Origin of the sequence: Vibrio albus, assembly GCF_003144035.1 — a bacterium.
Classification (GTDB): Bacteria; Pseudomonadota; Gammaproteobacteria; order Enterobacterales; family Vibrionaceae; genus Vibrio; species Vibrio albus.
Map to the genome: position 1 here is coordinate 1 of NZ_QFWT01000017.1, position 5,456 is coordinate 5,456.

The following is a 5,456-nucleotide window of genomic DNA, read 5'->3' on the forward strand; positions in this document are numbered from 1 at the left end:
TGAAGTGGTTTTTAGCTAAATCGATACCGCCAAAATAAGAATAATCAGACATGGTGCCTCCAGTGCTAATAAGTACCACTTAAGTGTGGCAGATCCTCGGGAGGGGGAATCCATGTCATTCGTTATGAGGTCGGTTTGCATAGAATGGCTAAGCTTTGCTGAACACCGGTCTTGCCGTTTCAACCAGCTGTTTTGCTTGGCTTTTGATGAGCCCTCAGAATCAACGCTTTTTGTTTAGCGATCAACGTTGTTTTTCCTTTATTGGTTAGTTCATAGTCTTTGGGTTTGTGGTGCTCTCCGGCTTATTGAACGGAATTTACCAACGGCACAACAGGTATGCGTTGTTGCTCACCATAGTTTGCCGAGCGCGTGAGCAGCTTTCGGTGTTTATTTAATGGGTGTTAGCGTCAGCAACCGCCGTCATAACAAGCTGCTCAACGGGACAAAAACGCGCACGATTTTTGGCTTGGTTTACTTTTGAGGTTCCGGCTGATTAAATTGAGTGCATATGGGTATTTTTGCCCATTAGCCGGGCGTTATGTGCAAGGAGAGTGAATGCAGAGAAAAGTTGATATTACGGTTACCAAGTACATAGGTTCAGAGCTCATTTATTTGTTAGCAACCTTAAGTATCTATTATGGAACTTATTACCTTTTTAATAAGGAGATAGGGGATCACTTTTTCGCAATGATAGTGACGATCTCATCTACAATTCGGGTAATTTGGCAGTTTTTCTCTTTTCAAAGTAAAAAGTTAGAGTTAAGAGAAGATGCGGTGTATCTAAAAAATGAACCATGTGAAATAAAATATACAAAGCTCTGGTTTTCACAGGGAACGCTCAAGGTGACATCTTGGTCTAATATGGTTTCAAATCGTTTGACTATAACTAAGTCCATGATATCGGAGCGAAATTGGAAAGAGTTGTTGAACAAAAGCACATAACAAACTGCTCAACGGGACAAAAAACACGGGCCATTTTTGGTTCGGTTTGCTTTTGGGGTTACGGCTGGTCCGGTTGGGTGCAGTGGTATGTTTTTTGCCCATTAGCAGGGCTACATGGATTCCCCCGGTTGTCAAACATCCGCTATATTTCAAGTGATGGGTTTTGGACTGCCGCTCTACATTCGGTCTTTATAATCGATGGTTCGCAACATCGTGACCCTGATGACTTTGCGCGACTGCGGTGCCTTATTCGTTAGATGACATCATATGTGTCCGCCGCATTAACAGGCTGTCCGCTAGTGGTCTTAACCTATCTCCATCCATTGCGTCTGCTATGACCCGGTGGGTGTACTCTTGTTACGCTGCTTGAGTTAGTGGTTTCTTAAGCAGCGTAATTCTCATATTCTGTTTGGTTGTGTAATAGCGACCAGATAATTCGAGCATTCTTTGCTGCAAGAGCGACAATAGCTCGGTTCATTCCTCGCCGTTCCAAAACGCCTCGACACCACTGGCTGAGCCTGTCTTGTTTATCACCTAGATTAGCAATGACCGTTCTGGCGCCATGGACGAGTAAGGTGCGTAGGTACTTGTCTCCATGTTTGGTTATCCTACCTAACCTAGGTTTACCGCCAGTAGAATACTGCTTCGGAACTAGCCCCAGCCAGGCGGAAAAATCCCGGCTTTTATCAAACTGAGAGCCGTTGCCAATAGAGGCCAGAATAGCCGTGGCTGTTTGTGGACCAATTCCTCTGACCTTCATAATACGCTGAACATTCTCGCTAACCTTTGAAAAGGCATCAAACACTTGCTCAGTATCCGCAATACGTTGGTTTAGTTGTTCAAGATGGTAGTATGCGTCAGCAATAACGGTTCGCGCTAAGTGTGGAAGCTCGTTTTCGGCATCTTCCAGCATAAGAGGCACTTGCTTCATTAAAGAAGAGCGCCCAACAGGAATAACTAGACCAAATTCAGAAAGTAAGGCGCGGATACGGTTCATTAAAGCCGTGCGTTCACGAACCCAATGCTCACGCATTCGATGAACAGAGAGTATGGCTTGTTGCTCTGGAGACTTTACAGGAACAAAACGGGTCGATGCGTGTTGGACTGCTTGGCAAATAGCCATGGCATCATTGAGATCGTTTTTACCTTTAGTTCTGTGTGGGACGACATATTTAACCGCCATAATACGAGCATCGTGTCCTAAATTATTGAGGGTTCTTGCCCAATAATGTGCACCACCACACGCTTCGAGCCCTATACGCATAGGTGGCATATTTGCTATTGTGGTCAGTAATTTAGAGCGAGTAACAGATTTATGAAGAATCACTTTTCCTTTCGAGTCAACGACATGAATACTGAAGTGGTTCTTAGCTAAGTCGATACCGCCAAAATAAGAATAATCAGACATGGTGCCTCCAGTGCTAACAAGTACCACGTAAGTGTGGCAGATCCTCGGGAGGGGGAATCCATGTCATTCGTTATGAGGCGGGCTTTCTTTTTGGCTTTAGGGGCTTGCCGCGCTTCGTTTTGTAGGCGATTTTCCAGGTTTGTCTTTATTGCGGCTGTAAGCTTGCGTTGGTGCAAAATGGGCATTTTCATTCGTTGGCTCACCGCTTTATTTTCTGTAACTGAAAAGGGTTAAGCCGGTCAAAAACGCGGTGTCTTGAATCTTTTTGTTGATACTCGTTCATCTTATTCTTTGGGTTAGCCAGTTTTGTTCGGTTCGGAGCCGCCGTCATAACAAACAACTTAAATGGGACAAAAACACGCACGATTTTTGGTTCGGTTTATTTTTAGGGTTCCGGCTGATTCGGTTGAGTGAATGGGTTTGGTTTTTGCCCTTTAGTTGGGCGTTATGTGCTAAGGAGAAACTATGGATTATGAGATTACACCGATAATTTCTGCATTTATTGCCTTATTGGGCGTTTTTGTCGGTAGTTGTGCATCGTATTTTGCTAGCACATCAATCAAAAAAAGGAAATGGCTCACCAACTGGAATCAGAATCTGCTAGAGAAAGGCGTACCCTCTATTCTCAGTTCCTATCCGAATCAAATTCTGCTGCGTTGCAAGCATTGACCGATAAGTCCGATGCCAATATTCGACTTCAAAAAGTCGCAGGTTTATTGTCACAAGTTCAGCTTGTATCCAGTGATGCTGTTTATCAAAAAGCGGTAGACATGTTCGAAATCTTAATCAACATGTATTCGGTTGATCAAGCTAAAGGTAAAGACAAAGTTTATGCCGATTTTCGGGAGTTATTTGTGGTTGTAGCCAGAGCAGAACTGAGGCTGCGCACATAACAAACAACTCAAAGGGACAAAAACACGTGGCACTTTTGGTCCGGTTTGTTTTTGAGGTTATAGCTGGTTCGGTTGAGTGAATGGGCTTAGTTTTTGCCCTTTAGTTGGGCGTTTATGCAACGGTATATGACAACAATGCGTTTTTTTACGGATTGTCTGTTTACGTTATTTCTCTAGGTGTCGTAGCGCAGTTAGTTACTTGGAGAAATTTGAGAGGTTAAAGTCTAGGACACAGCTAACAAATTGCTCAAGAGTGACAGCTAACCTTTGGCATTTTTGGTTCGGTTTGTTTTTGAGGTTCTGGCTGATTCGGTTGAGTGAATTGGTGTGGTTTCTGCCCTTTAGTTGGGCGTTATGTGCTACGCTATAAATACGTGAAGCGCCTCCTTGAGCAATAAGGGATGGTTTTGGTACTATACTTGACCAGATTTAGCATCAGAAGGTTAATTATGAGCAAAGCAAAAGATGTAAGAAATGAGGTAACTCGTTGTGACCACTATCGTTTTGTGAAAGTTAATGGTGCAATGAGAAAAGTCCACGTTCGTTCTGCTGATAGTGCATTTAAAGCAGCAATGAAAGTGAGAAAGTCACGTAAGCAAGAAGTAGAAAAGGAACTTCTAGTTCATGGTGTCACCAGCTAATACCTCAACACATCCAAATTATAATCAAATCTTCGAAAAGCTAGTTATAAATTCCGTTCCTGATGACAAGGAGCGGCTAATTGGTATGCTAGCTTACGCTGATTACAAGGAAGAAAAATATCAATGGAAGGAACAATACAGGCAAGCTAATGGAGTGTCAGTTGTTCCTGTTCAAGATGTTCAAAATTTCCTTTTATCCTATCATGAAGATAAGCTAAACAAACTACGCAATGATGCAGAGGAAATACTATACGTATTTGCCGAACATTATGCAGAAGATCGGGCTGAAGAAGCTTACAATGAAGCTCTAGAAAACAATTTACTCTCAGAAGTTAAGAATCAGAAAGACGGTTGGATAAAAGCCGCTTTTAAAGGTGCATTAGGCTCTATAGTGTTCTCTATTTTTGTTTTCTTCGTGTCGTTAGTCATCTCATTTGCTAACCCAGATTCAAATTACAGTAGGTTATTTCAGTTTATTGTTGGAGGTAAGGAGTTTGTTATTCTTCCAAGCAACGATTGTAGATTAACTCCTGACTTAGAAGCCTGCCAATAAAACACGCACATAACAAACAACTCAAAGTTTGCTAGAGGCTAGCGGTGAACTAGCCTAAGCTCGCCCTTACATCAGAAATGGTGATAAAGAGTTTGTTTTCTGCGTCTTGAAACGCTTGGAATCCATAACGCTCATAGAAGTATTTTGCACCGTCTTTGGCGTCAACAATAATCACAGGGAATGCTACACAATCGCTGGCTGCTAGTAGCTTGCGTAGTGCATCAACAAGCAACCACTCGCCAAAGCCTTTCCCTTTGTAATGTTCATCGACGGCTAAGCGGGCAATCAAACCTCCGGAAGTAGATGATTGATGTTTTTTCTGGAGCTTGTTGGGTAAAGCCTTCAAATCAATAGGCATCATAGTCAGCGTGTAAAAGCCGATAATTTGTGAGTTATCGTTATCATCCTCTAACACGAAAGTTCTGGTATTATCTTTTTTTGCTTGCTGACTTGCCATTACTTTCAGATAGTTATTGAGAGCTTCAATACCGCAGTTGAATCGGTTTCTATCGTGTTTAGCTTTTTCTAGAAGTACCGTGTTCATCATTGAGTTTTGCTCTCGTAACGTCCGGAAGCTGCTTGCAATTTTGAGTTGATGGTTGCGGGACGGTCTAAAGCCTCCATAAGAGACATGGCATCAGCTTGGCTCAGTTTGAGTGCTTGCTCACGTTCAATGACTTGTTTAGCTTTTTCGACAGCAGCACTCAGAACAAATGAGTTAATACTAGACATTCCGGTAATTGCAGCAGCCTTTGTCAGTAAGCATTGTGTATCGACATCAACTCTAGCAGTGATGCGAGGCAAAGTCGTAGCCATAATGTAATTTCCTCTTGTGTCAAAATGTCACATACGTATTATGGTCTTAAAATGAACAATAAGCAACTGTTGTGTCATACCAATCACACTAATTAACTGGTCAATATAGTCCAATCTCTAAAGCAGAGCGAAATGACTCTGCTTTTGTCTGCACAAAAACGATTCCAAGCACTACACAGCTTGTCGACAATATTGTCGTAACA

7 protein-coding genes are annotated in these 5,456 nt (G+C 42.4%); 4 read left to right on the forward strand and 3 right to left on the reverse strand.

Features of this window, described 5'->3' with window-relative positions:
* The first annotated feature begins 555 nt into the window (after positions 1–555).
* Positions 556–942: a hypothetical protein gene (locus DI392_RS19180; protein ID WP_109321305.1), complete on the forward strand. Its 387-nt coding sequence runs from the start codon at positions 556–558 to the stop codon at positions 940–942.
* 382 nt (positions 943–1,324) lie between these two features.
* On the opposite strand, the gene DI392_RS19185 is transcribed toward DI392_RS19180, so the two are convergent.
* A complete protein-coding gene (locus tag DI392_RS19185) occupies positions 1,325–2,350 on the reverse strand; it encodes an IS110 family RNA-guided transposase (RefSeq protein WP_109321306.1) in 1,026 nt (341 codons plus the stop codon).
* Positions 2,351–2,922: 572 nt separating this feature from the next.
* Between DI392_RS19185 and DI392_RS19195 the strand changes: the two genes are divergently transcribed.
* The 3 genes from DI392_RS19195 to DI392_RS19205 all read left to right on the forward strand — a co-directional run bounded on the left by DI392_RS19195 (position 2,923) and on the right by DI392_RS19205 (position 4,437).
* Positions 2,923–3,243: a hypothetical protein gene (locus tag DI392_RS19195; protein ID WP_109321308.1), complete on the forward strand. Its 321-nt coding sequence runs from the start codon at positions 2,923–2,925 to the stop codon at positions 3,241–3,243.
* Between the two features lie 449 nt (positions 3,244–3,692).
* Positions 3,693–3,884 (forward strand): hypothetical protein, encoded by a 192-nt coding sequence (locus DI392_RS19200; protein ID WP_109321309.1) that lies wholly within the window; start codon positions 3,693–3,695, stop codon positions 3,882–3,884.
* Positions 3,868–4,437, forward strand: a complete 570-nt coding sequence (locus tag DI392_RS19205) for a hypothetical protein (protein WP_109321310.1) — start codon at positions 3,868–3,870, stop codon at positions 4,435–4,437. Before DI392_RS19200 ends, DI392_RS19205 begins: the two co-directional genes overlap by 17 nt.
* Before the next feature lie 49 nt (positions 4,438–4,486).
* Here DI392_RS19205 and DI392_RS19210 read toward each other — a convergent pair whose 3' ends face one another.
* Together DI392_RS19210 and DI392_RS19215 are read right to left on the reverse strand one after the other, a co-directional pair.
* Positions 4,487–4,984, reverse strand: a complete 498-nt coding sequence (locus DI392_RS19210; protein ID WP_109321311.1) for a GNAT family N-acetyltransferase — start codon at positions 4,982–4,984, stop codon at positions 4,487–4,489.
* Complete coding sequence (locus DI392_RS19215; RefSeq protein ID WP_109321312.1) at positions 4,981–5,253, reverse strand: type II toxin-antitoxin system TacA family antitoxin; 273 nt, start codon at positions 5,251–5,253, stop codon at positions 4,981–4,983. The genes DI392_RS19210 and DI392_RS19215 overlap by 4 nt, the downstream gene beginning before the upstream one ends.
* Between the last annotated feature and the right edge of the window lie 203 nt (positions 5,254–5,456).